Below are 25,212 nucleotides of genomic sequence, written 5' to 3'. Positions count from 1 at the left end.
AAAAAGGGGAGAGGGATTAGACGCCGTGCTTCAGGGAGGCCGCGATAAATTCATCGAGTTCGCCATCCAGGACCGCTTTGGTGTTGCCGGTCTCGAAGCTGGTGCGCAAATCCTTGATACGCGACTGGTCCAGCACATACGAACGGATCTGGTGACCCCAGCCGATGTCGGTCTTCGAGTCTTCCAGCTTTTGCTGATCACTCATGCGCTTGCGCATTTCATGTTCGTACAGGCGCGACTTGAGCATGGCCCACGCTTCGGCGCGGTTGCGGTGCTGGCTGCGGTCGTTCTGGCATTGCACGACGATGCCGGTCGGGCCATGGGTCAGTCGTACTGCGGAGTCGGTCTTGTTGATGTGCTGTCCACCGGCACCCGAGGCGCGATAGGTATCGACCCGGACATCGGCAGGATTGATGTCGATCTCCAGCGAGTCATCGACTTCCGGATAGACGAACAGGCTGGAAAACGACGTGTGGCGACCGTTCGCGGAATCGAACGGCGATTTGCGCACCAGCCGATGGACACCGGTTTCGGTACGCAGGAAACCGTAGGCGTAATCGCCCTCGACTTTGATCGTCACGGTCTTGATGCCGGCGATTTCGCCGTCGGACTGCTCCATGATTTCGGTCTTGAAACCCTTGCGTTCGCAATAGCGCAAGTACTGTCGCATCAGCATCGAGGCCCAGTCCTGCGCTTCGGTACCGCCGGCACCAGCCTGGATATCGATGAAGCAGTTGTTCGGGTCCATCGGATTGCTGAACATGCGGCGGAATTCCATGCCCTCGACCAGCCTGGCCAGTTCCTGGGTGTCTTGCTCGACAGCCAGCAGCGTATCTTCGTCTTTTTCTTCGCGGGCCATCTCGAACAGGTCGCTCGCATCGCGCAATTCGGCGTCGATCTTGATTAGTGCAAGCACGATCGATTCGAGGGATTTTTTTTCTTTGCCGAGGTCTTGTGCGCGCTTCTGGTCGTCCCAGACTTTCGGGTCTTCAAGTTCGGCGTTGACCTGATCTAGTTTCTCTGACTTGTTATCGAAGTCAAAGATACCTCCGAAGTTCGTTGGCGCGGATGGTCAGGTCTGCGAGCAGCCCTTCCAGAGAATTAAGTTGTTCTGCTTCCATGATGTCGTCTTTTGTCTTGTGCGGGAAAAGACAAAATTATACGCGACCACCCGGGCCTTCTATCAGTAACGGCTCGCCTTTCAAAACGACCGTGCCCACATCAAACGGCGATTCGGGCCCGGATGAATTGCCATGGCGAGGAGGCGGCGCCCACGTTATCAGCCGCCGAGCTGGCAAGTGCTTCAGCTATGCCGTGTCATGAGTCCGCCGTTTTCAGACAGATGGCACGGATTGGAACAGGTTTCTAAAATGGAGTGCCCGCATCGTTTGACAGCGCAACGTTTCTTTCAAGTTGAGATCTGAACGTCTGTATGTTGGCGACGTACTTCGGATCGCGCCCGACATATGCCGCCAGCCCTGCGTCGACATTGCCTCCGTTCTGTCCAATAAAATATTTCAGGTGGAAAGCGCCCGCCATGATGTTGTCGGCCGGGTTGCTGACATCGAGTTGCGACCAGTCCTTGCCGGTGGCTTTTTTGATTGCATCCTTCTGATCCTGTGAAAGATTATCCTTGGCCAGACGGCCCTGGCTGATCTGCATCAGACCGACGTCCTGGGAGCCATCGCCGTTTGTCGTACTGGTCGACATGCGGCCGCGCGATTCGGCCCAGATCTGCGCGCCGATGATTTCCGGTGGTATGCCGGTGGCCTTGGATGCAGCCGCGATCGCAGCGGCGTAAGGTTGCAATGCAGGATTGGCAGAGAGGTTGAGCGTTCCCCCGCCGGTTTTGGTGCCTCCGGTGGTGCTGCCAGTGCCGCTTGTGCTGCCTCCCGTTCCACCTCCCGTACCACCTCCCGTACCACCTCCCGTGCCACCACTGCCCATTCCCCCATTGGCAAGGAACGTCGTAAGGTCATTGGTCGAAATGATATCGTCGTTTTTATCTGCGTCTGACTGAAGCATGCTGTCGTTGGCCGTTTCAATGCTGTTATAGAAGCTATCGTTGCGCAATAGGTAGTCAAGCGCTGCTTTCGTCTCGGCACTTGTAGCTGGATCGGCTGCCAGCGCTTCCAACTCCTTGCGGGTATAGGTTCGGTACTGTCCGTTATTCATGAATAACGGATCGTTCTGCAGCGTCCTAGCAGCATCTGCAGAAGTCATGCTTCCGGCGCCAGAGCCACCGTTAGCAAGGAATACCGTCAAATCGTTGGTTGAAATAATGTCGTCATCCCTGTCGGACGCGGATGCCAGCTTGCTGTCATTGGCCGTTTCGATACTGTTGTAGAGGCTATCGTTGCTCAATAAGGATTCAAGCGCTGCTTTGGTCTTGGCACTTGTCGCTGGATCTGCTGCCAGTGCTTCCAATTCTTTGCGGGTATAGGTCCTGTATTGTCCGTTATTCATGAATAACGGATCGTCCAGAAGCGTCTGTGCGGCTTGGCTAGCACCAATATCTCCGGAGCCATTAGCGTTGTCATGGGAATGATCGCTACCTGTGCCGGAGTAATCGCTACCACCTGAAGAGTAATCGCTACTGCCGGCAGAGTGATCGCTACTGCCGGCAGAGTGATCGCTACTGCCGGCAGAGTGATCGCTACCACCGGCAGAGTGATCCACAGCGTGGTCATTGTCGCTGTAGACGTTACCTTTTTTATCTGCAAGACCTAACGTATCGGCAACACGCTTTGACGCCTCGAACCAACCCCATTGCGGGTATTGGCCTTTGTCGTTATAGCCTCCCTGAACTGAACTTATTCCGTCATTGCTGTTCATGTCACTCGTGGATAACGAAAATGCATGGCAACTGTTAAACAGATCCCTACCGAGCGAACCTTCGGGTGCGCCGCCGCTGATATGGTGCAGATACTCGTGTTCATTGACGTTATACAGTTGTACCAGTTCGTCGTTTGTCAGTCCGTGGCGATCGCCGTACTGATCGACCAGCTTGCCAAGGCCGGCTGCGTCACCTTTTACGGCCAGCGTTTTTGCCTCGCCATAGACGCGACTTGCAGTGGCTTCATCGGCAAAATTATTCGGATTCAAGACGGCGAATTTGCTCGCCATATTCGTGGCCATATAGGTTCCGGCTTCCCTTTCCTTTTCATTTTGTCCCTGATTGAAGAATTGGTTATCGACGGTCCATTGACGCATCTTGTCGACAAAGCCCGTGCCGTTGCCACCAAAAATCTTTCCTGCAATAGCGGTTTGTTCGTCGATATCTAGTAAATCACCAAAGGAATGACCGTTATGCCCGCTCGATTCGCCGTGGTTCATCGCGCCAATCTCGTGTCCGTTGGTGTGCTCCATATGGCTGGATCCGGGAGCGCTGCCGGTGGCTGGCGCTGCCGCAGTACATTCGGCGCAATTCGGATCTGAGCAATCCGCTTGATGCCCGCCCTGGCCAGGATCCGCGATGTCTCCAGGCTGTTGCTGAAACGTCGTGTCGGTCGGTAAAAATCCCTGGTCAGCGGCAGAACCTGATGATTCCGTTGCCTTTGCCTGCTTGATCATCGCCTGTTGCTGTGACTGATTGGCTTGTCCGAACAACCTCTTGAAAAAGGCATTCACGGAAAAACTATCTTTTATATTCAGATCGTCGTCAGTCGTCGCGGTTGTTCTGTCAGGACCGACATCACCAATCACCAGGGCATTGGTGCCATTGGCGTTGACGACCATGGTTGTGTGCGTTTTGGCGTCAAAAATAATATCGCCCGCTTCAACTTGAAGGTTTTGGTTCGTGTTGTTAACGACCGTGCGTGTGCCATCTGCTTTGTAGACGACATCGTAATTGCTGAGCCTCGGAATTCGGATGTCTGCCATGTTGAGATCTCGCTAATGTAACCACCACACACAAACAGGCAATCGCTATTTACTTGGCGCGTTTGCCGCCATGGAATATGGCTACCTGAATCGCGTAGTCAATTACCACCTAATGTTGCGTGGTCTGCTTTGGTATAAGGGTTCCGTAAAAAGTGGTGTGGGCTATCTGGCTGAAACAACTAGTAGAAACGCAACTGCCAGTGAGCCGTTGGTTTGCCGCACTGGCTCAGGCATAGTCTGGTGCAGGCAGCCGGGGCTGGCGGGATCGAGTACAAAGGTAAACCCGACGAGTGGCGCACTCGTGACCAGCAAGGCATCCAGTTCGCGGACCCGACAGCGTGCTGCAGTGTCGATCACTCCATGCGTGAGGGAGTAGCGATCAGGCAGCCTGAACGTTCGCGCCAGAAACATCAACCACTGCGCTGGTAGATTCGGGAACCGCCTTGTTGCGCCCCTGAAGATAGGCGCCGTAGCGGAAATAATTGCTTCCACCCTGATGCTGCAGTGGCGCCGCTGCGACCAGTTGGTGGTCGACATAGACCTGAGTGCCATTATCCCCGAGCCGGATTTCCAGATTGAATGGCTGACCCAATCGCATCGGTATCTTTTTGCCGCCCACGTCAATTGCGCCGTCTTTGTATATCACCATGAGCTGAGGATGGCCGTTTGATGATTCGTTGAAAACCTGCGCTATGCAAAATCCATTGCCTGACTTGATCGTGTAGTCCGCCGAGAAGGCATGTGGATTATTGCTTGTGAACTTATCGTCGAGAAATGCACCTTCGGAGCGCGGCATATTCCAGAATCCCGGCTGGCGATCGCTTGTGGCAACACTGAATTCTTCAACGCCGTTAACGACACGGTAGTGATGGTCGGGACCAAACTTGCTGCCCTTGACCGCTAATGTACTGCGCCCCGGCTTCCCGGATCCGCTTGTACTGCCTTCTCCTGCAGTCCGTGCGTTCCCGGAGTCACCAGCATAGTCAGCGCTACGCGGATCGCCATCAGAGGACTGGGCGGGGTTCGAATCGGAGCGGGCTGCCACCTGCCAGCTCTGGCCGGGATCAAGGATGTCGCCAGACTGAGACTGAGACTGGGATGCCGATCCGCCCGGCAAAATTCCACTGTCAGCGTCAGCACCCGACGAATTCGTTGCGTTCGTCTGCTCGAACATTGCCTGTTGCTGTCCTTCACTGGCTTGGCTGAACAGCCGTTTGAAATAGGCGCTCAGGGAGGAACGGTCCCTTGCAGAAAAATCATCGTCGGTCGACGCTGTCGCTTTGCCAGGACCACGATCGCCGATTACCAGCGCGTCGCGACCATTGGCGTTGACGACCATGGTTGTGTGGGTATTGGCGTCAAAAATAATGTCGCCCGCTTCGACTTGAAGGTCTTTGTTCGTATTGTCGATGACCTTGCGTGTGCCATCTGCTTTGTAGACGACATCGTGATTGCTTAACCTCGGAATTCGGATGTCTGCCATTTTGTATTCTCGCCAAAGAAATCACCGTACGCAAACAAGCAATCGCTAGTTGCCTGGCGTGTTTGCCATCATGGGATATCGCTTCCCGCATCGGACTACCTGCATCGCGTAGTCACTTATCCCCTGATGTTTCGTGGTCTGCTTTGGTCTAAGGGTTCCGTAAAACATGCCGCGCGCTACCTGGCACGTTGCCGGCGATTACATGACTTCGGCGTGCTCCACCATCAATTGCACTTTGGTGACGCCGTTGTATTCATTCGCATCGAGCCGATAGGCGACCCGCGCACGGCTACCGAGATCGTCGGTATGGCCGAACCAGATTGCATCGAAGCGCTGGCCGTTGCGTTCCAGTTGCAGTTTCAAGTGGCGCTCCTTCAGGATGCGCTGGCTGATGACGCGGAACTCGTCGCAGAACACGGGCGGCGCGAAGCCCTGGCCCCAGACCTGCGTATCGAGCAGTGCAATGAACTGGGTCGTAAAAAACGCGTCTTCCAGCGAGCCATCGGTTTCCAGCACCCGTTCAAGCTGGTTCTGGCTCAGCCAGCTGCGGCCGACTGCCTCGAAGGCAAGCGCAAAGGCGTCGAAAGATTCGGCACGGATCGATAGCCCGGCGGCCATCGCATGGCCACCAAATTTGTCGATCAGCGTGGGTGCGTGCTTGGACACCAGATCGAGTGCATCGCGCAAATGGAAGCCCGGAATCGAGCGGCCCGAGCCCTTGATCCAGCCATCACCAGCGGGTGCAAAGGTGATGGTCGGCCGATAGAACTTGTCTTTCAGGCGGGATGCCACGATACCGATGACGCCCTGATGCCACCCCGCATCGAACACGCTGATGGTGGATTTGTCCTGCGGGTTAAAGCTGTCCAGCAGCGCCAGTGCGGTGTCCTGCATCTCGGCTTCGATATCGCGCCGATCACGATTGATGCTGTCGAGTTGCTGGGCGATCTCCCACGCCCGACCTTCGTCGTCGGTCGTCAGGCATTCGATGCCAAGTGCCATGTCGGCCAGCCGACCCGCCGCATTCAGGCGTGGCCCGACGGCAAATCCGAGGTCGAATGGCGTGGCACTGCGCGCTTCCCGTCCCGCTGCCCGGAACAGCGCAGCGACACCGGCATGCATGCGTCCGGCGCGCATGCGCTTGAGTCCCTGCGCTACCAGGATGCGGTTATTGGCATCGAGCTTGACCACGTCGGCGACCGTGCCCAACGCGACCAGGTCGAGCAGCACATCCAGCTTCGGCTGGCTTTGCTGGTCGAACAGGCCGCGCTTGCGCATCTCGGCTCGCAACGCCAGCAGCACATAGAACATCACCCCGACGCCAGCCAGGTTCTTGCTCGAAAAACCGCATTCGGGCTGGTTCGGATTGACGATCACGCGCGCCGCCGGCAAGGTATCTGCCGGCAGGTGATGATCGGTCACCACCACATCGATACCGCGCCGGTTGGCTTCGGCCACGCCGTCGATACTGGCGATGCCGTTATCGACGGTGATGATGATGTCCGGCGCTTTCTCGGCTTGCGCCAGTGCGACGATTTCGGGTGTCAGACCGTAGCCGTATTCAAACCGGTTCGGCACGATGAAATCGACTTGCGCGCCGAGCATGCGCAGGCCGCGCAGTCCGACCGCGCAGGCGGTTGCGCCATCGCAGTCGTAATCGGCCACGATGACCAGTTTTTTGCGGGCGGCAATGGCGTCAGCCAGGAACACCGCAGCGGCGTCGATGTGCAGCAATCCGGACGGCGCCATCATCGATGCCAGTTCGCTCGATAGTTCGCTTAAATCCAGCAAGCCGCGCGCGACGTAGAGCCTTGCCATGACCGGATGTATGCCGCCCTGAATCAATCGCTCGGCGTCCCGGATCGGCACCTTGCGAATCGCGAGGCGGGTCATTGCAGCAATCCCTTCAGCGATGGCTTGAGCCAGAATTTGCGCAGCGTGGTGCGAGACACGCTGTATTCCCTGATCGCGCTGCCATGCGTCAGGATCAGCCGGCACGAGGTAAGCGACTTGTCTTTCAGTGCCTGCAGCAGCGGCGCAAACCAGGTCGCTTCCAATTCATTGAACCGCAACAGCCATTCGGACAGGTCTTCACCCAGTGCCGGTTCGATCAACGCATCCAGCATCAGCAAGCCACGGGGAGTATGGGTAGCGATGATGTCGGCAAGAGTGGCATTGGCGCCGTGTTTCATCGTGTCACTGCGCCAGTTACCAAGATTGAACCCGGCTGTGTACTCCGTCGTGGTCATGCGCTGTCCGGCTTGCGCTCCGCCCCACAACCAGAGCGAATTGACCGGATTCAGGCCGACGCTTTCGCGCGCACGGTTGACGGCGTTGTCATGCCAGTGCATCTGGATTTCATTCTGTACCTTGCGCCAGTCGCGTTCGGCCGGGCCTTTCGGCATCCAGATATCGATGTTGTGGCCGCAGGTCGCGTCTGGCGTCGAGGTTTGCAGCGTGCTCCAGCCATCTGCCCGAAGAAACCACGTCCCGGCATCGCCATAGACCAGTTGCTGGCCAATTTCTTCGAACAGCGGCGCGGCCAGTGCAAATAGCGTGTGGGCATCGGCATCGGACAATGCCAGTCTGCGCGGATCGGTCAGCACCAGGTGGTCCCGCGCGATGTGGATATGCACCGGATTCAACAAGAACCACACACCGGACTCCGGCGTGATTGCGCGTTGGTGCATAGCCTGTAACGCTAGCGGTGCACTGGTATCGCGGCTGTCGTCCGGAGAAAGTCCGATGGCACGGGCCAGCCAGCGTTCATGTGGCAGTGCCCGCGCAAAGGCATCGTGGCGCTGCGTAGCAGCCGCCTGGCTGCGTGCCAGCAGCACTGCCAGCGCAGGTGTCTGCATGGCGCGTATCAGATCGGGACCCATGGCAACGGGAGGAAGGGCAAACGGGAGAAGGATATCGAGATGACTCATGCGCAGATTGTAGGGCAATAGTGTGGCAAACTTCGCTCCTGAATTCAGGAGCGCCCCATTGAGTATTCTTAAAAATCTGCCGTTCGAGTGGCTGGTCGGCATACGCTATACGCGTGCCGGCCGACGTAGCGGTCGTAACAGTTTCATTTCATTTATCTCGTTGATTTCGATGGCTGGCATCGCGCTGGGCGTTGCGGCGCTGATTGTCGTGCTGTCGGTGATGAACGGTTTCCAGAAAGAAGTCCGCGACCGGATGCTGTCGGTGCTGCCGCATATCGAAGTCTTCGAGCCCGGAACCGGATTGCCGGACTGGCAGGCGACCGCCAGGGAAGCCATGCAAAACAAGGAAGTCAAAGGCGCGGCACCGTATGTTGCCGGTCAGGCCATGATGACCCGTGATGGCGTCTTGCGTGGCGTGGTGCTGCGCGGGGTCTTGCCTGAGCAGGAATCGAATGTTTCCGAAGTCGCGGCGCAAGTCCGGCAAGGCAAGTTCTCGGACCTGCGTTCGGGCGAGTTCAATATCGTGCTGGGCGGCGAACTGGCCCGGGCCATGCAGGCCGGCATTGGTGACCGCGTAACGCTGGTCGCGCCCGAAGGGCAGGTCACACCGGCCGGCGTGGTGCCGCGCTACAAAGCCTTCACGGTGGTCGGAATTTTTGAGGCCGGTCATTATGAATATGATTCGACGCTGGCCTTCATGCATATCGACGATGCCGAAAAAATGTTCCGCCTGAATGCGCCAAGTGGCGTGCGCCTGCGCATCGCTGACATGCAACAGGCACCGCTGGTGGCGCGTGACCTGTCGCGCATCCTGACCGGCAACGTGCTCATCAGCGACTGGTCCAAACAAAACAAAACCTGGTTTGCCGCAGTGCAAACCGAGAAGCGAATGATGTTCATCATCCTTACGCTGATCATCGCCGTGGCCGCGTTCAACCTGGTATCGACGCTGGTGATGACGGTGACCGACAAGCAGGCCGACATCGCTATCCTGCGCACGCTCGGCGCGTCACCACGCTCGATCATGAAAATTTTCATGATTCAGGGCGCGCTGGTGGGGCTGATTGGTACTGCGATCGGGGTGTCTGCCGGCGTGCTGGTGGCGCTCAATGTCGATGTCATCGTGCCGGTGATCGAACGACTGCTCGGCGTGCAATTCCTGCCGCGTGATATTTACCTGATCAGTGCCTTGCCTTCCGACCTGCGCTGGCCGGATGTCGCCACCATCGGTGCGGTTGCCGTGGTGCTGGCTTTTCTTGCGACGCTGTACCCGAGCTGGTGGGCGGCCCGTGTCAAACCTGCCGAGGCCCTGCGCTATGAATGAAACCGTGTTGTCCTGTTCTGGTCTGGGAAAGACCTTCACGCAAGGAAAATATTCCGTCAAGGTGCTGGGTGGCATCGACTTCAATGTGCAAAAAGGCGAGCGCGTCGCGATTGTCGGTGCGTCCGGTTCAGGCAAATCGACCTTGCTGCATTTGCTCGGCGGGCTCGATACGCCTAGCACCGGCAGTGTCACGCTGCTGGGCCGTGACTTTGCCAGCATGGGTGAAAAGGAACGTGGTGACGTGCGCAATAACGCGCTGGGTTTCGTCTATCAATTCCACCACCTGCTGCCTGAATTTTCGGCGCTCGACAACGTCGCCATGCCATTGATGATTCGCCGTGTCGATCGTGCGACGGCGCAGGATGCAGCCCGCAAGGTGTTGGCGCGGGTTGGTTTGTCCGAGCGCGTCACGCATGTGCCGGGTGAGCTGTCGGGTGGCGAGCGCCAGCGTGTCGCACTGGCACGTGCATTGGTGACGCAACCGGCCTGCGTACTGGCCGACGAGCCGACCGGCAACCTCGACCGCGGCACTGCTCATAAAACTTTTGACCTGATGCTGGAACTGTCACGCACGCTGGGTACCTCGTTCGTGATCGTCACGCACGATGTCGAGCTGGCGCGTCACTGCGATCGCATCTTGCGCCTGTCCGATCGCGGACTGGAACCGTACTCCGAATAGCGGAGCGCCGCCCATGTGGATCGACACCCACTGCCATCTGGATGCGGCCGAATTCGCCGGTGAGCATGACGCCGTGGCGGCCGAGGCGTTGCGGCAGGGGGTAGGGCGCATCGTGATTCCAGCCGTCGAGCGGGCAAATTTTGCGACGGTCGCTGCACTGGCGGCGGCCAATGCCAATGGCGTGTACGCACTCGGTATCCATCCGATGTACGTCCCGCAAGCTGACGAGGCCGATCTCCGGACCTTGCGTGAGGCCATTCCGGCAGCCTTGCTGGACCAGCGTTTCGTGGCAATCGGCGAGATCGGCCTCGATTTCTTTATTCCTGCACTGACCGCGCCACTGCTGCGCGAGAAGCAGGAATTTTTCTATGTCGAACAACTGAAAATTGCGCGCGACTTCGATCTGCCGGTGCTGCTGCATGTGCGGCGTTCGCAAGATACCTTGCTCAAGCACTTGCGCCGCATCGTCGTGCGCGGCGGTTGCGCGCATGCGTTCAATGGCAGTTTTCAGCAAGCGCAGATGTTCATCGGACTGGGATTCAAACTGGGACTGGGCGGCGCAATGACGTTCACCCGCGCCTTGCAGATTCGGCGACTCGCTACCGAGCTGCCGCTAGCCGCGCTGGTACTGGAAACCGATGCGCCCGATCTGTCGCCGAGCTGGCGGCATCCTGCGCGCAATTCTCCCGCTGAAGTTCCGCGTATCGGTGCTGTGCTCGCAGAATTACGTGGTATCCCGGTCGAGGAAGTACTTGCTGCAACCACGGCCAGCGCGCTGGTGGCGTTGCCGCGCCTGAGCCTGCTTTCCTGAGTTCGCATGCGCGGCGCATTACTGGGATTTTCTGCGGGAGTCGCCCTGTTGCAATGGCAGGCGAATTTGCTGTCGATGGGTTGGGCGTTCGGGATTTTGGTGATCGCACTATTGATGATGGCCGTTGTTTCGCGGCTTCCGCGTCCGGGTGTGCGGGTTCCCCTGTTGACAGGCTGCGCGGTGGCATTGGGTTTTGCATGGGCCACGCTGTTTGCGCAGTGGTATTTGCAACATGAATTGCCCTCCGCGCTGGAGGGGCAGGATGTCACCGTCGTCGGTACCATCGACAGCTTGCCGAACAGTATCGAGCAGGGCGTGCGCTTTCATTTTGCGGTTGAGCGGGTCGTGCCGCGGGACGGTGTTACGCCAGAGTTGCCACCCCGCCTGGCACTGTCCTGGACATCCGGCTTCTTCGGCCAGCAATCCACTCCGATCGGCGATGTGCAGCCCGGAGAGCGCTGGCAACTGACGGTGCGGCTGGCACGTCCGCATGGGAATGCCAACCCGTACGGTTTCGATTATGAAGTCTGGTTGCTCGAACAAAATTTGCGCGCCACGGGCTATGTCAGGCCGGATTCAGCCAACATGCCGAAAAACCTGCGCCTGGACGCCTTCGTCGTCACGCCCGGCAATCTGGTCGAACGCAGCCGCGCGTGGTTGCGGGATCGTATCCTCGCTGCGCTGCCGGGTCAGCGCTATGCCGGTGTTCTGGTGGCGCTGGTGGTGGGCGATCAGCGCGGCATCGCGCAATCAGACTGGACTATTTTTACGCGCACCGGCATTGGTCATCTGATTTCGATTTCCGGCTTGCACATCACAATGGTGGCGGGGCTGTTTGCACTGCTCGGCAAGGCATTGTGGCGGCGTTCCTTTTTTACGCGGGCCGAGCTGCCACTGATCTTGCCCGCGCAGAAATTTGCGGCACTCGTCGGTGCCGGTGTCGCGCTGCTATATGTGCTGCTGGCAGGCTTTGGTGTGCCGGCGCAACGTACGCTGTACATGCTGGCGGTGGTGGCCGTGGCGCTCTGGTGCGGACGCCTGACCAGTATTTCTTATGTCCTGTGCACGGCCTTGGGCGTGGTGCTGTTGCTCGATCCGTGGGCCGTGATGGCGCCAGGTTTCTGGCTGTCGTTCGGTGCCGTGGTGACGATACTGTACGCCACGGTCGGACGCATGCAAGCGGCACCCGAAGTCACACGCCGGCGACGTTTGCTGGCGGCAGCGCGGCAAGCCGGGCATACCCAGTACGTCGTCACCATCGGTCTGGTGCCACTGACGATGCTGTTATTCGGGCAGGTGTCGCTGATCAGTCCGATTGCCAATGCGGTGGCAATTCCGCTGGTCAGCTTCATCGTCACGCCATTGGCGCTGCTGGGCAGTATCGCTCCTGCGCCGATCTCCGGCTGGCTGCTGGGACTGGGACACTTCTGCATCGATGTGCTGGCTCAGTGGCTGGGCTGGATGGGGACGTTTTCCGGGGCGGTCTGGTCGGCGCCGATACCGTCTTTCTGGATGTTCATGGCGGCCGCTATCGGTACCCTGTGGCTGCTGGCACCACACGGCTGGCCGGCGCGCTGGGCCGGTTTTGCGGGTTGGCTGCCGTTGCTGGTGAATGCGCCACTGCATCCGGCGACTGGTCAGTTCCAGGTGACGGCGTTTGATGTCGGGCAGGGCATGGCATTGCTGATCGAAACCGCCGGACACCGGCTGCTGTATGACACCGGACCCGCCTATTCGCCCGAGTCGGATGGCGCCAATCGCGTCCTGATTCCGTATCTGAAAGCCCGTGGCATTCCCAGGCTCGATGCGGTGGTGATCTCCCACAGCGACGCCGATCATTCCGGCGGCGCATTGTCGCTGTTCGACGCATTGCCGGTCGACTGGGTCACCACCTCGCTGCCGCTGGAAAACCGTATCGTGCAGGCCGCCAAAGTACATCGCCGCTGCATTGCCGGCCAGCGCTGGAACTGGGATGGCGTCGAATTTGCCATGCTCCATCCCACCGCCGTCAGCTACACCAGCGACAAGTGGAAGCCGAACGCGCGCAGTTGCACGCTCAGGATTTCGGTGGGCGCGCAATCGATCCTGCTGCCCGGCGATATCGAGGCCACGTCCGAGATCGAACTGGTCAACAGCATTCCGGCACAATTGCGCAGCACGGTATTGCTGGCGCCCCACCACGGCAGCGGCACCTCGTCCACACCGGGCTTCCTGGATGCGGTCGCGCCATCGCTGGCATTGTTCCAGGTTGGCTACCGGAATCGCTACCGGCATCCGAAGCCGGAAGTCTTTGCTCGTTATGGCCAACAGGGCATCGAACGCATACGCACCGATGTTGCCGGCGCAATCACATTACAATTTGGCGATCAATTGACCTGGAGCACATATCGACAGGACCATGCGCGCTATTGGTATGGTCGCTAGCAAATGACTACGATGACAAAACCCATTCTTCATTTTGCCCATGGCAACAGCTTTCCTGCGGATACCTATCGCGCATTTTTCCGTGGCCTGGCACCGCACTACGACGTTCATGCGCTCTCGATGCATGCCCACAATCCCGAGTATCCGGTCCAGGACGGCTGGGATGCATTGCGGCGCGAACTGCAGGATGAACTGCTGAAGCGCTACGACCGGCCAGTGATCCTGGTCGGACATTCGCTGGGTGGCATGCTGAGTCTGATGGCCGCCAAGGCACGGCCCGATCTGGTGCGCTGCGTGGTGTTGCTGGATTCGCCAGTGGTGGCTGGCTGGCGCGCGATGGCACTGCGACTGGGCAAGCTGACCGGGCTCGACATGAAATTTTCACCGGCGCAGTTTTCCGAGCGGCGTCGCAAACTCTGGCCCGATAACGAGTCGGCCTATGCCCATTACGCCGCCAAAAGCCTGTTCGCGATCTGGCCCGAAGAGGTGTTGCGCGATTACGTCGAGCACGGTTTGCAACCGCATGCCGAGGGTGTCACGCTGCGCTTCCGGCGCGAGATCGAAACCGCGGTCTATCGCGGACTGCCGCACGATATGGGCAAACTGGCGCGCGGTAAGTTTCCGGTGCCGATCGGTTTTGTCGGTGGTCTGGATTCGGTCGAATGCCGACAGGCCGGACTCGACGCCACCCGGCGCCTGGTCGGTCCATATTTTTCGCAAATTCCCGGTGGCCATTTGTTCCCGATGGAATCGCCTGTTGCTGCTGCCAATGCAACCCACACAATGATTCAACGATTATTGCAGGAGCCGAAATGAAGAAGATGGTGTCGCTGCTGGCGTTACTCACCCTGAGTCTGGCCGCCAGCATGCCGGTCGCGGCGATGGACTGGTCCGATCTGCAGAAAATTCGCGCCGAGGGTAGGGCGAACCTGATTCTGGAAATCGATAACGACAGCCTCCTGCTCAATCGAAAAGATGGCTTCTATACCAGCGGCGTCCACTTTGGCCAGCGCATGGACCTGCGTCGCGACGACGTCCTCGACAGCGTCGGCTGGAACATTGGTCAGGACCTGTACACGGCGTCCGACATCAAGTTGCCACCCGTCCAGGTCGGTCCGCCCGATCATCCGTATGGCGCATGGCTGTTCGGCGGGGTCTATCGACAGCAAGCGCGCATCGATGGGTCGCGCTGGAAGCTTGGCCTCGATCTGGGTTGCCTCGGTCCCTGTGCCGGTGGCGAGTGGTTCCAGACCCGTTTGCATCGATTGATCAGGCAACCCGAGCCGCAAGGCTGGAGCAAGCAGCTCCGCAACGAATTCGGCGCGGTGCTGTACGGTGAACTGGCGCCGGTGCGCTGGCAGTTTGGCAGTGCGATGGATCTGACGCCATCCGTGCAGGGGCGCTTCGGTAATATCTTTGCTGACGCCAGTGGCAGCTTGCTGCTACGTGCGGGTCAATTGAATGCGCTGCCGGATCAACCCACATTGCACATTTTCATACGTGCAGAGGCACGTGCTGTGGCATACAACGCCACGCTGCAGGGAGGCTATTTTTCAACCGGCAACCCGCACACGGTCGAGCCGAAACACCTGGTGGCCGAAGCCGAAGCCGGTATGGTCTGGCAGCGTGCGCCATTCAGTCTGAGTGCGGCGGTTCTGAGGCGCGGCAATGAAATCCGGGATTTGCCCAACGAGGTGGGCACACAGAATATCGTGCGGCTGGTGTTTGGCTATGCCCTGTGATCGTCCGGCGTGGCAATTTGCATCGCCAAAAAATGCACCGCAATAATTCCGATAACAAAGTGTTCAATCAGGTAATTTGTAGGTTGGGCTGCCAAGCCCAACATGCGTCAAGCTTCCTGTGCGGTTCTTGTACGGTCTTCGGTAGCGGAAGTTGTTAGTCGTAGTCGTGGGCTGCGAAGCCCTACGTCAAGCTGCCTTGTAGGTCGCCACGGCGTGCGGTCGTCGGTAGCTAAAACGGGTTGCGCTCCGTTGGTGCAAGCCGGGGGCGGCCCGGCAGCCGGTCACTTCTTTTTGCTTCGCCAAAAAGCAGTAACCAAGAAAAAGGCGACCGCAAGACCGTTGCCCTGCGGGTACCCAAAAACCGGGTACGGCAAGAGGGAAGCCCGCAAACTCGCTACGCTCAGACAGTGCGGGCTTCTGATCCTCTTGCCGTACCCGGTTTTTGGCAACGATCTTTTTATGCGGAATTCAACGTCAAAACCAAGCCCAGCCTTGGAGATTGATTGATGGCCGTGTTCGCTTTGCGCGAGAAAACTTCCTCGTCGTGATCGACATCGACTTCCAAACCAACATCGAAACCAACTTCAAAACCAACGTCAAAACCAACGTCAAAACCAACGTCAAAACCAACATCAAAACCAAAACCTACAAGGCTTTTACAAGCCATCGTTCTCGTGCAAAGCGAGCCTGGCCATCATTCAAATACCAAGGCTGGGCTTGGTCTTGACCTTGAATTCCGCATAAAAGGCCGCTGCCAAATACCGTGACTGGGCAGGGGATAAGAGGGCCGCATTGTCTGAGCGTAGCGAGTTTGCGGCCCTCCCCCTGACCGGGCGCGGTATTTGGGAACCCGCAGGGCAGCGGTCTAGCGGTCGCCTTTTTTTGCTTACTTTATTTGGCGAAGCAAAAAAAGTGAGCGGCTGCCGGGCCGCACCCGGCTTGCCTCCACGGAGCGCAACCCGTTTTAGCTACCGCAGACCGCGCGTCGTCGCGACCCGCAAAGCAACCTGACGCATGTTGGGCTTCGCAGCCCAACCTACGACTTTATTTGGCGAAGCAAAAAGAAGTGACCGGCTGCCGGGCCGCCCCCGGCTTGCATCAACGGAGCGTAACCCGTTTTAGCTACCGCAGACTGCGCGTCGTGGCGACCCGCAAAGGAACCTGACGCATGTTGGGCTTTGCAGCCCAGCCTACGAAACGGCGGCGATGTGATTGGCTTGTCCGGCAATCCCTATCGCCAAAAAATGCACATCAATAATCCTGCCAATTAAGTGGTCAATTTAGCCGTCAATATAAGCAGCCAGACAATCCGCGTGCGGTATAATTCCGATTTCCCGCACGTGCCATTCGGCACTATCTGCAATGACCAAATTTGTATTCGTAACTGGTGGCGTCGTCTCATCCCTCGGCAAAGGGATTGCAGCAGCCTCTCTCGCAGCGATCCTCGAATCGCGCGGCCTCAAAGTCACCATGCTCAAGCTCGATCCGTACATCAATGTCGATCCTGGCACGATGAGCCCGTTCCAGCATGGCGAAGTGTTCGTCACCGATGACGGCGCCGAAACCGACCTCGATCTCGGCCACTACGAGCGCTTTATTACCGCCAGAATGCGCAAGGTGAACAACTTCACGACCGGCCAGATTTACGAATCGGTCATCCGCAAGGAACGTCGTGGCGAATATCTCGGCAAGACGGTTCAGGTCATTCCGCACATCACCAATGAAATCCAGGATTACATCCATCGCGGCGCCGAAGGGTACGACGTCGCGCTGGTCGAAATCGGCGGCACGGTCGGCGATATCGAATCGCTGCCGTTCCTGGAAGCAGCGCGTCAGCTGAGCCTGCGTGCCGGTCGCAATGCAGCCGCATTCGTGCATCTGACGCTGGTGCCCTATCTGGTGTCTGCCGGTGAATTGAAGACCAAGCCAACCCAGCACAGCGTGCAAAAATTGCGCGAAATCGGAATTTTCCCGGATGCGCTGCTGTGCCGCGCCGACCGCCGCATTCCGGATGACGAGCGCGCCAAGATTTCACTGTTTTCGAATGTCCCGGAAGACGCCGTGATTTCGGTATGGGATGCCGATACGATCTACAAGATTCCGCAAATGCTGTTCGACCAGGGGCTCGACAAGATCGTCTGCGACAAGCTCGGCCTGTCGCCGAAGCCAGCCGATCTGTCGATGTGGACCAAGCTGGTCTACGCACTGGAAAACCCGAAATTCGAGATCACCATCGGCATGGTCGGCAAGTATGTCGACCTGACCGAGTCCTACAAATCACTGACCGAAGCACTGCGCCACGCTGGCATCCATACCGAGTGCAAGGTCAACATCGAGTATCTCGATTCCGAAGACATCGAAGTCGGCGGTACCGCCAACCTGGCAAAATACGATGCGATCCTGGTGCCAGGCGGTTTCGGCAAGCGCGGTGTCGAAGGCAAGATTGCCTCCGCCCGTTTTGCCCGCGAACACAAGATTCCCTACCTCGGCATTTGTCTGGGCATGCAGGTCGCCCTGATCGAATATGCGCGCAACAAGGCCGGTTTGCTGAATGCCAATTCGACCGAGTTCGATAGCGACACCGACCAGCCGGTCGTGGCCCTGATCAATGAATGGCAAAACCACGACGGCAAGGTCGAGAAGCGCGACAGTAACTCCGACCTCGGCGGCACCATGCGCCTGGGCGCACAAACCTGCGCCGTCAAACCGGGGACGCTGGCCGCCGAAATATATGGCAGCGTCGTGACCGAGCGTCACCGTCATCGTTACGAAGCCAACAACCATTATCTGCACCGCGTCGAAGAAGCCGGGCTGGTCGTATCAGCCCGCACACCGACCGAAAATCTGTGCGAGATCATGGAATTGCCACGTACCGGCGACAACGCCCATCCGTGGTACGTCGGCGTGCAATATCACCCTGAATTCAAATCCACACCGCGCGACGGCCATCCGCTATTCATTTCGTTCGTCAAGGCGGCACTGGCGCACAAACAGGCGGGACAACTGAAGGATGCAGCATGAAGCTCTGCGGCTTTGAGATCGGACTGGATCACCCTTTTTTCCTGATCGCCGGCCCGTGCGTGATCGAATCGCGCCAGATGGCCTTCGATACCGCCGGCCAATTGAAAGAGATCACGGCAGCTCTCGGGGTACCGTTTATTTACAAGTCCTCATTTGATAAGGCCAACCGGTCGTCGGGTACCTCGTTTCGCGGTCTGGGCATGGAAAAAGGCCTGGAAATCCTGGCCGACGTGAAGCAGCAACTGAACGTCCCGGTGCTCACGGACATCCATGCGATCGAGGAAATCAAACCGGTGTCGGCGGTCGTCGATGTCTTGCAGACACCGGCTTTCCTGTGTCGTCAAACTGACTTTATTCACGCGTGTGCGCAATCGGGTCGCCCGGTAAACATCAAAAAAGGTCAGTTCCTGGCGCCGCACGATATGGTCAACGTGATCGACAAGGCGCGTGCCGCGGCGAAAGAAGCCGGGCTGGCAGAAGACAATTTCATGGCGTGCGAACGCGGTGTGTCATTCGGCTACAACAACCTGGTGTCCGACATGCGCTCGTTGGCGATCATGCGTGAAACGGGTTGCCCGGTGGTGTTCGACGCAACGCATTCAGTGCAGTTGCCGGGCGGGCAGGGTAGTTCATCGGGTGGCCAGCGCGAGTTCGTTCCTGTGCTGGCGCGGGCTGCGATTGCGGTCGGGATTTCCGGTCTGTTCATGGAGACCCATCCGAATCCGGCAGAGGCCAAATCCGATGGCCCGAACGCGGTGCCGCTGGGTCGCATGCGCGAATTGCTCAGTACGCTGATCGAACTCGATCGCGTGGTCAAGAAAAACGGTTTCATTGAAACCAACTTTTCCTGACACTGGCTGGTCGGACGCATCCGTATTACCACTTTGCCTGAAGCTGTCTGAGGCTGATACCAGCGTTGGACATGCACGCTTCAGGCGCGATCATCGTTTTTAAAAACAGCAAGTTTCTGGAGAAATCATGAGTGCAATCGTTGACATCATTGGCCGCGAAATCATTGACTCGCGCGGCAACCCCACCGTTGAGTGCGACGTCCTGCTGGAGTCCGGCGTCATGGGCCGTGCGTCGGTGCCGTCCGGCGCGTCGACCGGTTCACGCGAAGCGATTGAATTGCGTGATGGCGACATGCACCGGTATTTCGGCAAAGGCGTCCTGAAAGCCTGCGAGTACATCAATACCGAAATCTCCGAAGCCATCATGGGCCTTGACGCCAACGAGCAGGCATTTCTTGACCGTACACTGATCGACCTCGATGGCACCGACAACAAGGCACGCCTGGGTGCCAACGCGACGCTGGCCGTATCGATGGCGGTGGCCAAAGCCGCTGCCGAAGAATCGGGCCTGCCGCTGTATCGCTATTTTGGTGGTAGCGGCGCGATGCAAATGCCGGTGCCGATGATGAACGTCATCAACGGTGGCGCGCATGCGGACAACAACCTGGATATCCAGGAATTCATGATCATCCCGATCGGTGCGCCGAGTTTCAAGGAAGCGATCCGGTACGGTGCCGAGGTGTTCCATACCCTGAAAAAAATCCTCAAGAGCAAAGGCCTGGCAACCTCGGTGGGCGACGAAGGCGGTTTTGCACCGAACGTCGAGAACCACGAGATGGCGATCAAGCTGATCATTCAGGCGATCGAAGAAGCCGGCTACGAGCCAGGCACGCAGATCGCTCTGGGACTCGATTGCGCCGCCAGCGAATTTTACAAAGACGGCAAATACCAGCTGGCCGGTGAAGGTGGACTGGCCTTGTCCTCGACCGAGTTCACCAATCTGCTGAGCACTTGGTGCGACAAGTACCCGATCATTTCGATCGAGGACGGCATGGCCGAAAACGATTGGGAAGGCTGGGCCACCCTGACCCAGGCACTCGGCAAGAAGATCCAGCTGGTCGGCGACGACCTGTTCGTGACCAACACCAAGATCCTGCGCGAAGGCATCGACAAGAACATCGCCAATTCGATCCTGATCAAGATCAACCAGATCGGCACCCTGACCGAAACGTTTGCAGCCATCGAGATGGCCAAGCGCGCCGGTTATACCGCGGTGATTTCGCATCGCTCCGGCGAGACTGAAGATTCGACAATTGCCGACATCGCCGTTGGTACCAATGCACTGCAAATCAAGACCGGCTCGCTGTCGCGGTCGGATCGCATGGCCAAGTACAACCAGTTGCTGCGCATCGAAGAAGACCTCGGTGATATCGCCAGCTATCCTGGACGTCAGGCGTTCTACAATCTCCGTTAAACCACTTGTTGCGCCGGGCCTGCGTGCCCGGCTTGACCCTATACCGACGCCACTTCCATGCGCCTGATCCTGACCTGCCTGACTGCCTTGCTGCTGCTGATCCAGTACCCGCTATGGCTGGGCAAAGGCGGCTGGGCGCGCGTGTCCGAACTCGACCAGCAGGTCGTTGCTGCGGTCAAGAAGACACAGGATCAGAAGGCGCGCAATGACAAGCTCGCATCCGAAGTTCAGGATCTGAAGGTTGGTACCGGTGCGGTGGAAGAGCGGGCCCGTTACGAGCTCGGGATGATCAAGGACAATGAAGTGTTTGTGCAGGTGCTGGCACCGGACACGCCTGCGCCATTGCTGGCGGTACCTCCGCCAAAGACGCCGGCGAAGAACATGCCGGCCGTGCGGTAAGTCAGTTGTAATCGGTCAGGCTAATCAAGCGTGGGTTCAGTGATTGAACCCGCGCTTTTTTCATGGGCGATCAGTGCTTGACGTCGCTGTCGCCCGTCAATACATCCGAGGCGTTCGCCACGGCAAACAATTGCGCACAATCGACCTTGTCGAATTCGTAGTGCTGTCCGCAAAAATCACAATCCACCGCCATCTGCCCGAGCTCCACCAGTGCGGAGTCGACTTCTTCCTGCCCCAGCATTTTCAGCATGTTGCCCACGCGCTCGCGACTGCAGGTGCAGCGAAAGCTGGGATGCTGCGGATCGAAGACACGGATCGTTTCTTCCCAAAACAGCCGGCGCATCAGGGTTTCGATATCGGTTTCCAGCAGTTCGGCGTTACGCAGCGTCGAGGCCAGCATCACGCTGCGATCCCAGGTCGCCAGGTCGTCATCGATCGGTGCATCGATGCCGCCGATGCTGGGTAATTTCTGCAGCAGCAGGCCGCGCGAGACATGGCCATCGGCGGCTAACCACAACCGCGTGTCGAGCTGTTCGGAGCGCAGCATGTAATGTTCAATGACGGTGGCGATGGAATCACCGTCGAGCGGCACCACGCCCTGATAAGCCTGTTGTCCCGGCAACTTGTCTTTCGGGTCCAGCGTGATGACGAAGCGGCCATTGCCGTTCTGATTCACCAGATCCGGCAGCATCGATGCTTCACTGATAACGACATCGGCGTCGAACTTGGCGGTGGCACGCATCTGCAGGTCGCCATCGCATTCGACGACCAGCAGGCGTACCGGACCGTCACCATAAATTTGCATGATGATCGCGCCATTGAATTTCAGGTTGGCCGATAGCAGCGCGGCTGCCGCCATCATTTCGCCCAGCAGTGTCTTGACGGCGATCGGGTACTCGCGCAGTGCCTGAACCTGACGCCAGGTGTCGGACAGCTCGACCAGCTCGCCACGGACCGGCGCACCGTCGAACATAAATTTTTGCAGGGTGTCGCGGGTGCTCTGGTCTCTCATCCGTCGATCCGTTTCAGGCTGGTCTTGAAGAGCTGGGCGCGCTTGACGTAAGTGGACGCGTTGCCTTGCAAGCGCGTTACTTCTTCGTCGCTGAGGGTGCGTACGGCTTTGGCCGGTGAGCCGATGATCAGCGAATTATCCGGAAATTCCTTGCCTTCGGTGACCAGTGCGCCAGCGCCGACCAGGCAGTTGCGGCCGATTTTTGCGCCATTGAGGATGATGGCCTGAATGCCGATCAAGGCGCCGTCGCCGATGGTGCAACCGTGCAGCATGGCCTGATGGCCGATGGTGACATTGCGCCCGATGGTCAGCGGAAATCCCATATCGGTATGGCAGACAGAGCCTTCCTGCACGTTGCTGTTTTCGCCGACGATGATGGGCTCGTTGTCACCGCGCAGGGTGACGTTGTACCAGACGCTGGCATTGGCGGCCAATGTCACAAGGCCGATGACGGTGGCGCCATCGGCGACGAAAGCGGACGGGTCGATGTCGGGGATAGCGTCGCCGAGTTGATAGATTGCCATTGTGAATTCCTGAAAGAGGGGAAGCGAGTCCGGCATTTTACTGCCGTACCCGCGATGACGGTATTAGGGATTGTCCAGTGCGCGCTGCTGTTCCAGATCGCGCAGAAGGCGACGCTGCAATTTGCCGGTGGTGGTCATCGGCAGGGCATCGATGAACTCGATTTCTTTCGGATACTCGTAGGGTGCCAACTGCGATTTGACGTGTGCCTGCAGCGCCAGTTTCAGCGCCGCATCAGCATCCGGATTGCGCGCGACGCCGGGAACCAGCACGACAAATGCCTTGACCAGATTGCCGCGCTCGGCATCGGGTTTTGGCACCACTGCGGCGTTGGCCACCGAGGCGTGCTTGACCAGGCAATTCTCGATCTCGGAGGGGCCGATGCGGTAGCCGGCCGCCTTGAACATGTCATCGGCGCGGCCCTGATACCAAAGATACCCATCGCCATCCATCAGTGCCAGATCACCGGTGCAGCACCAGTCGCCGCGATATTTTTGTGCAGTGGCTTGCGGATTTTTCCAGTAGCCAAGGAAGAACACAGGATCGGGCGTGCCGTGCCGGTCGCAGCGATTGAGTGCCACTTCGCCGATCGTGCCGGCAGGGACTTCGCGGCCAGCGTCATCGATGACGGCGACGCGGTGACCCGGATACGGGCGACCCATGCTGCCGGGGCGCGCCGGCCATTTTTTGGCGCTGTTGCCGACGATATAGTTCATTTCGGTCTGGCCGAACATTTCATTGACGCTGACGCCCAGTGCACTTTTGGCCCAGTTGAACACCGCATCCCCCACGGCTTCGCCAGCACTCATGATCGCGCGCAGTTTGAGCTTGTAGTGTTTGCGCGGGTGCGGCACCGCTTTCATCATCATCTTCAGCGCGGTCGGAAACAGGAATGTATTCGTGACCGCGTATCTTTCCATCAGGCTGAACGCCACCTCGGCGGTAAAGCGACCCGTGTAGCCCACGATGGTCTGGCCAAAATACAGGCTCGGCAACAGTGCATCCATCAGGCCGCCGGTCCAGGCCCAGTCGGCGGGCGACCAGAAAATATCGCGCTTTTGTGGAAACCAGTTCTGCGACGCGACAAACCCGGTCAGGTTACCGATCACGGCCGAATGCGGCAGCAGCGCGCCCTTCGGTGCGCCGGTAGTGCCGCTGGTGTAAATCAGGATGGCCGGATCGCTGGCCAGTGTGTCGACCAGCGTGAAGTCGGTGGAGGCTTCGGCCAGCAGTTCATGCCAGTCCAGGCACAGCGCCATCTCGCCATCGACGTAAATGATGTGCTTCAGCGCCGGACATCGTTCGCGGCTGGTCAGCAGGTTGGCCAATCCGGCCTGGTCGACGATGGCGACGCTGGCATCGCTGTCCTGCAAGCGGTATTCGAGCGCGTCGGGGCCGAACAGGATCGACATCGGCATGGCAACCGCGCCCATCTGGTAGCAGGCGATGTGGGCGATCGCGGTCTCGACGCGTTGCGGCAGGATGATGGCAACGCACTCCTGTTGCTGCACGCCGAGGTAGCGCAATGCGTTCGACAGGCGATTGGCTTCGAGCTGCAATTCCTCGTAGGTCAACGAGAGGGCGTCGCCGGACTCGTCCTCGCACAGCAGCGCAATGCGACTGGCATCACGCGACCAGCGTTTGCTGCAGACCTCGGCGATGTTGAAACGGGTCGGAACATGCCAGACGAAATCGTCATACAGCGCTTGATATTGATCGATGACCTTACTCTTGATGACTGCGGGCATTTGCACTCCGGTATAATTTTGAACGGTCGTTCTATTTCACGCTGGGCCGGCCAATTCGGAACAATGAATCAACAGGAAAACATGAAATCTTCTCGCTCGGAATTTATCACGGTACGCGGTCTGCAGTACCACATTCGCCATTGGGGCAATCCGGACGCGCCGGTGCTGTTCATGGTGCATGGCTGGATGGATGTGTCTGCCTCGTTCCAGTTCGTGGTCGATTGCCTGCAACAAGAGTGGCACGTGATCGCGCCGGACTGGCGCGGTTTTGGCCTGACTGATGGTTCCGGTTCCGACAGCTACTGGTTTGCCGATTACCTGGGCGACCTCGATGCGATCTTGCGCCACTATGCGCCGGAGCAGGCGGTGAACCTGCTGGGTCACAGCATGGGTGCCAATGTCGCCACGCTGTATGCCGGTATCCGGCCTGAACGGGTCAAAAAGCTGATCAACCTCGAAGGCTTCGGCATGCCGGTCACGCGCCCGCTACAGGCGCCGGGACGCTACGCAAAATGGCTCGACGAGCTGGTTGCCGTGCCATTCCTGCGCGGCTATGCGTCGCAAGCCGAGGTGGCCGCGCGCCTGCAAAAAACCAATCCGCGACTCACCGATGAACGTGCGGCCTTTTTGTCCGGACATTGGGCCGCGCAACAGGAAAACGGCGGCTGGCGCATCCTCGGAGACGCGGCACATAAACTGACCAGTCCGTTGCTGTATCAGGTCGAAGAAGCGATGGCCTGCTGGCAGCAGATCACGGCACCGGTCTTGTGGGTAGAGGCCGCGCAGACCGACGTCTGGCGCTGGATGGGGCCGAAGGAACAGGCCCGTGTCGAGATCGATCGACGCATCACGTTTATTGCGTCAGTGCAGACCGCAATGATTGAGCAGGCGGGGCACATGTTGCATCACGATCAGCCGGAAGAGCTCGCACGATTGATCGACGACTTTCTTGCGATGTGAAAAAGTGGCG

At 58.6% G+C, this 25,212-nt stretch carries 20 protein-coding genes; 11 read left to right on the top strand and 9 right to left on the bottom strand.

Annotation, left to right across the window (positions count from 1 at the left end; all coding sequences use genetic code 11):
- Positions 1-16: 16 nt before the first annotated feature.
- The 5 genes from prfB to ABD720_RS01185 form a co-directional block, all read right to left on the bottom strand.
- A protein-coding gene (gene prfB / locus ABD720_RS01205) for a peptide chain release factor 2 (RefSeq protein ID WP_344761381.1) occupies positions 17-1,121 on the bottom strand; the annotation gives its coding sequence in 2 pieces (ribosomal slippage) (positions 17-1,039 and positions 1,041-1,121; 1,104 coding nt in all).
- Between the two features lie 244 nt (positions 1,122-1,365).
- On the bottom strand, positions 1,366-3,882 hold the full coding sequence (locus ABD720_RS01200; RefSeq protein ID WP_344761380.1) for a transglycosylase SLT domain-containing protein: 2,517 nt from the start codon (positions 3,880-3,882) through the stop codon (positions 1,366-1,368).
- A 379-nt stretch (positions 3,883-4,261) separates the two neighbouring features.
- Complete coding sequence (locus ABD720_RS01195) at positions 4,262-5,365, bottom strand: polysaccharide lyase family protein (RefSeq protein WP_344761379.1); 1,104 nt, start codon at positions 5,363-5,365, stop codon at positions 4,262-4,264.
- A gap of 198 nt (positions 5,366-5,563) precedes the next feature.
- A complete protein-coding gene (recJ, locus tag ABD720_RS01190; protein ID WP_344761378.1) occupies positions 5,564-7,258 on the bottom strand; it encodes a single-stranded-DNA-specific exonuclease RecJ in 1,695 nt (564 codons plus the stop codon).
- Entirely contained in the window at positions 7,255-8,295 is a 1,041-nt protein-coding gene (locus ABD720_RS01185; RefSeq protein WP_344761377.1) for a hypothetical protein, read from the bottom strand. Before ABD720_RS01185 ends, recJ begins: the two co-directional genes overlap by 4 nt.
- A 58-nt stretch (positions 8,296-8,353) precedes the next feature.
- Between ABD720_RS01185 and ABD720_RS01180 the strand changes: the two genes are divergently transcribed.
- From ABD720_RS01180 to ABD720_RS01155, 6 genes are read left to right on the top strand one after another with little or no spacing between them, the layout of a single operon-like run.
- Positions 8,354-9,619: a lipoprotein-releasing ABC transporter permease subunit gene (locus ABD720_RS01180; RefSeq protein ID WP_344761376.1), complete on the top strand. Its 1,266-nt coding sequence runs from the start codon at positions 8,354-8,356 to the stop codon at positions 9,617-9,619.
- Positions 9,612-10,298 (top strand): lipoprotein-releasing ABC transporter ATP-binding protein LolD, encoded by a 687-nt coding sequence (gene lolD, locus ABD720_RS01175; protein ID WP_344761375.1) that lies wholly within the window; start codon positions 9,612-9,614, stop codon positions 10,296-10,298. Before ABD720_RS01180 ends, lolD begins: the two co-directional genes overlap by 8 nt.
- 13 nt (positions 10,299-10,311) lie before the next feature.
- Complete coding sequence (locus tag ABD720_RS01170; RefSeq protein ID WP_344761374.1) at positions 10,312-11,109, top strand: TatD family hydrolase; 798 nt, start codon at positions 10,312-10,314, stop codon at positions 11,107-11,109.
- A 6-nt stretch (positions 11,110-11,115) separates the two neighbouring features.
- Positions 11,116-13,533: a DNA internalization-related competence protein ComEC/Rec2 gene (locus ABD720_RS01165; RefSeq protein WP_344761373.1), complete on the top strand. Its 2,418-nt coding sequence runs from the start codon at positions 11,116-11,118 to the stop codon at positions 13,531-13,533.
- 12 nt (positions 13,534-13,545) lie between these two features.
- Positions 13,546-14,349 carry an alpha/beta hydrolase gene (locus ABD720_RS01160; RefSeq protein ID WP_344761372.1) on the top strand — a complete coding sequence of 268 codons (804 nt, stop codon included), beginning with the start codon at positions 13,546-13,548 and terminating at the stop codon, positions 14,347-14,349.
- Positions 14,346-15,275: a lipid A deacylase LpxR family protein gene (locus ABD720_RS01155; protein WP_344761371.1), complete on the top strand. Its 930-nt coding sequence runs from the start codon at positions 14,346-14,348 to the stop codon at positions 15,273-15,275. Before ABD720_RS01160 ends, ABD720_RS01155 begins: the two co-directional genes overlap by 4 nt.
- A 457-nt stretch (positions 15,276-15,732) precedes the next feature.
- Here ABD720_RS01155 and ABD720_RS01150 read toward each other — a convergent pair whose 3' ends face one another.
- The gene (locus ABD720_RS01150; RefSeq protein ID WP_344761370.1) at positions 15,733-15,942 is read right to left on the bottom strand and encodes a hypothetical protein; all 210 of its coding nucleotides are present in this window, start codon (positions 15,940-15,942) and stop codon (positions 15,733-15,735) included.
- Positions 15,943-16,637: 695 nt separating this feature from the next.
- Here ABD720_RS01150 and pyrG point away from each other — a divergent pair.
- The 4 genes from pyrG (at position 16,638) to ftsB (ending at position 20,960) form a co-directional block, all read left to right on the top strand.
- Positions 16,638-18,296, top strand: coding sequence for a CTP synthase (gene pyrG, locus ABD720_RS01145; protein ID WP_344761369.1), 1,659 nt, complete (start codon positions 16,638-16,640; stop codon positions 18,294-18,296).
- The gene (gene kdsA, locus ABD720_RS01140; RefSeq protein ID WP_344761368.1) at positions 18,293-19,147 is read left to right on the top strand and encodes a 3-deoxy-8-phosphooctulonate synthase; all 855 of its coding nucleotides are present in this window, start codon (positions 18,293-18,295) and stop codon (positions 19,145-19,147) included. Before pyrG ends, kdsA begins: the two co-directional genes overlap by 4 nt.
- A gap of 127 nt (positions 19,148-19,274) precedes the next feature.
- Complete coding sequence (gene eno / locus ABD720_RS01135; protein WP_344761367.1) at positions 19,275-20,561, top strand: phosphopyruvate hydratase; 1,287 nt, start codon at positions 19,275-19,277, stop codon at positions 20,559-20,561.
- A 57-nt stretch (positions 20,562-20,618) separates the two neighbouring features.
- Positions 20,619-20,960 (top strand): cell division protein FtsB, encoded by a 342-nt coding sequence (gene ftsB / locus ABD720_RS01130; protein ID WP_344761366.1) that lies wholly within the window; start codon positions 20,619-20,621, stop codon positions 20,958-20,960.
- Between the two features lie 70 nt (positions 20,961-21,030).
- Here ftsB and hslO read toward each other — a convergent pair whose 3' ends face one another.
- The 3 genes from hslO to ABD720_RS01115 form a co-directional block, all read right to left on the bottom strand.
- Positions 21,031-21,972: an Hsp33 family molecular chaperone HslO gene (gene hslO / locus ABD720_RS01125; protein WP_344761365.1), complete on the bottom strand. Its 942-nt coding sequence runs from the start codon at positions 21,970-21,972 to the stop codon at positions 21,031-21,033.
- The gene (locus tag ABD720_RS01120; protein ID WP_344761364.1) at positions 21,969-22,496 is read right to left on the bottom strand and encodes a gamma carbonic anhydrase family protein; all 528 of its coding nucleotides are present in this window, start codon (positions 22,494-22,496) and stop codon (positions 21,969-21,971) included. The genes hslO and ABD720_RS01120 overlap by 4 nt, the downstream gene beginning before the upstream one ends.
- Before the next feature lie 63 nt (positions 22,497-22,559).
- Positions 22,560-24,242: an acetate--CoA ligase gene (locus ABD720_RS01115; RefSeq protein ID WP_344761363.1), complete on the bottom strand. Its 1,683-nt coding sequence runs from the start codon at positions 24,240-24,242 to the stop codon at positions 22,560-22,562.
- A gap of 81 nt (positions 24,243-24,323) precedes the next feature.
- On the opposite strand from ABD720_RS01115, the gene ABD720_RS01110 reads away from it, so the two are divergent.
- On the top strand, positions 24,324-25,202 hold the full coding sequence (locus tag ABD720_RS01110) for an alpha/beta fold hydrolase (protein ID WP_344761362.1): 879 nt from the start codon (positions 24,324-24,326) through the stop codon (positions 25,200-25,202).
- The last annotated feature ends 10 nt before the right edge of the window (positions 25,203-25,212 follow it).

The sequence above is a fragment of the Actimicrobium antarcticum genome (assembly GCF_039536745.1).
Classification (GTDB): Bacteria; Pseudomonadota; Gammaproteobacteria; order Burkholderiales; family Burkholderiaceae_D; genus Actimicrobium; species Actimicrobium antarcticum.
The sequence above is the reverse complement of the archived record's forward strand: the minus strand, read 5'-3'. Positions and strand labels throughout refer to the sequence as shown.